The organism is Mesorhizobium sp. M1A.F.Ca.IN.020.03.2.1 (assembly GCF_004023205.1).
In the GTDB taxonomy this organism is placed as follows: domain Bacteria; phylum Pseudomonadota; class Alphaproteobacteria; order Rhizobiales; family Rhizobiaceae; genus Mesorhizobium.
This window is the reverse complement of sequence record NZ_RZSV01000177.1, coordinates 10,954-12,255: the sequence shown is the minus strand read 5'-3', so window position 1 is coordinate 12,255 and position 1,302 is coordinate 10,954. Positions and strand designations below refer to the sequence as shown.

General features: G+C 61.8%; 1 protein-coding gene and 1 pseudogene. Both read right to left on the bottom strand.

Annotation, left to right across the window (positions count from 1 at the left end):
* Positions 1-39: 39 nt before the first annotated feature.
* The gene (locus tag EOA79_RS23435; protein WP_128293314.1) at positions 40-912 is read right to left on the bottom strand and encodes a sugar ABC transporter permease; all 873 of its coding nucleotides are present in this window, start codon (positions 910-912) and stop codon (positions 40-42) included.
* A gap of 137 nt (positions 913-1,049) precedes the next feature.
* A pseudogene (locus EOA79_RS33730) lies at positions 1,050-1,302 on the bottom strand (sugar ABC transporter substrate-binding protein); the annotation flags it as partial.

The following is a 1,302-nucleotide window of genomic DNA, read 5'->3' as shown; positions in this document are numbered from 1 at the left end:
GAGTGGGGGTGGTTCAGCGCAAGTGGCATCGTCTTGCCCCTACTTGTCCAGGTTCCTGCCGACCGCGCGCATGACGAAGAAGGCGACGATGTTGGCGAGAATGCCCGCGATGACGCCGCCTGCCGACGCCTGGCCGATTTTGAATTCCAAGAGCGCCTTCTGGTAGACGAGGAACGGCAGGTTGGTGGAGGCGTAGCCGGGACCGCCATTGGTGGTGACCAGGATCTCGGCATAGACCGAGAGCAGGAAGATGGTCTGGATCAGGATGACGACTGTGATGGCGCGCGACATGTGCGGCAGCGTCAGATACCAGAAGCGGCTGAGGAAGCCGGCGCCATCCATCTCGGCGGCCTCTTTCTGCTCACCATCAAGCGATTGGAGCGAGGTGAGCAGGATCAGCGTCGCGAAGGGCAGCCATTGCCAGGCGACGATCAGGATGACGGCGGTCAGCGGGTGCTGACCGAACCAGTCGATCGGGTTGGCGCCGAAGAAGCGGGCAATATCGGCAAAGACGCCGTATTGCGGGTGCATGATCATGTTCTTCCAGACAAGCGCCGCCACCGGCGGCATGACGAAGAACGGCGAGATGACCAGGATGCGCACGAAGCCCTGACCCCAGATCGGCTGGTCGAGCAGCAGCGCCAAAAGGATGCCGCCAATCACGGTGATGGCCAGGACACTGACGACGATGGTCAGTGTGTTGATGATCGACTGCAGGAAGGCGGGGTTGGAGTAGAAGAGCTTGTAATTGGCGAACCAGACGAACCCATCGCGGATCGGATTGAGCGGGTTGTACTGGAGGAACGAGAACCACAGCGTAAAGACCAGTGGCACGATCATCCAGACGAACAACAGGATCACCGACGGCGCCATCATGAAACGGGCAAGCGAACGGGTTTGCTGAGTAGCCATGACGGTCACCCTCCCAAGGTCAGCCGGATTTAGACTTGTGCCAGAATTCCTGATTGCAGAGGTGGCCGCCCGAACTGGGTTTCGGGCGGCCTATGCCGGTCATGATCCGCTACCGGCGTTCGGCACCGGGAGGAGCCTTACTTGAGGTAGCCGCCTTCGGTCATCGCGGCGGTCGCCGCGTCCTGGGCCTGCTTCAGCGCATCATCGACGCTCGACTGGCCGGCAAGAGCGGCGGAGAAGAGCTGACCGACGGTGGTGCCGAGGCCCTGGAATTCCGGGATGGCCACGAACTGCACGCCGACATAGGGCACCGGCTTGACGGTCGGATGCGTCGGGTCGGCGGCATTGATGGAGTCCAGCGTCATCTTCGCGAAGGGCGCTGCCTTCTGG